The following is a 597-nucleotide window of genomic DNA, read 5'->3' on the forward strand; positions in this document are numbered from 1 at the left end:
GCCATGGTCATAGCCACAGATACATTCGCCTGCTCCGATTCAGGCAGGTATGACAGTACGTTACGTTTCTTGTGCACTTGGCAGCGCTGAACGAGAGATTCTGCACCGAATATATCCGTAACGGCTTTGTGAAGGGCTTTTCCACCGTCCAGTACATAAAGCCTGGGGCGAGCGGCATCCAGTCCCCGACGAATCAAGTCTTCCAGCAAGCCCTTTACAACGGTACTGTTTTCAGAGCTGCCTTCCGCAATCCCTAAGATACGCTTCCTGCCATCGCTGTCTATACCCATCGCGGCCAGTATGATCAGCTTCCCGAGTTCCAGACCATCGATCATCATAACCGGATAATCCTGGTCCAATGTTCGTGTGAAGAACTCCTGCATAAGGCTGTCCATGCCTTCGATGAACCGCCGGCTGACCTCGCTCTTGCTCGTGCATACCGCATCTGCGGTGTCTCCCTCCACTGTGCAGGAATATTTCCGTGTGCTTACTCCCGAAAGCAGCTTTGCCATGATTGCCTTGTTTAATGGATCTTCGGATTGAAACATACTCAGTGTTTCCAGCGGGAACTCGCCGCTGCCATCAATGGCCCTGACT

The 597-nt window shown here is 52.4% G+C and carries 1 protein-coding gene; it reads right to left on the reverse strand.

The features are described 5' to 3' along the window. A partial coding sequence (locus QME45_14710; protein MDI6619878.1) for a transposase occupies positions 1-548 on the reverse strand: 548 nt, incomplete at its 3' end. Between the last annotated feature and the right edge of the window lie 49 nt (positions 549-597).

The organism is Clostridiales bacterium, assembly GCA_030016385.1.
Classification (GTDB): Bacteria; Bacillota; Clostridia; order Clostridiales; family Oxobacteraceae; genus JASEJN01.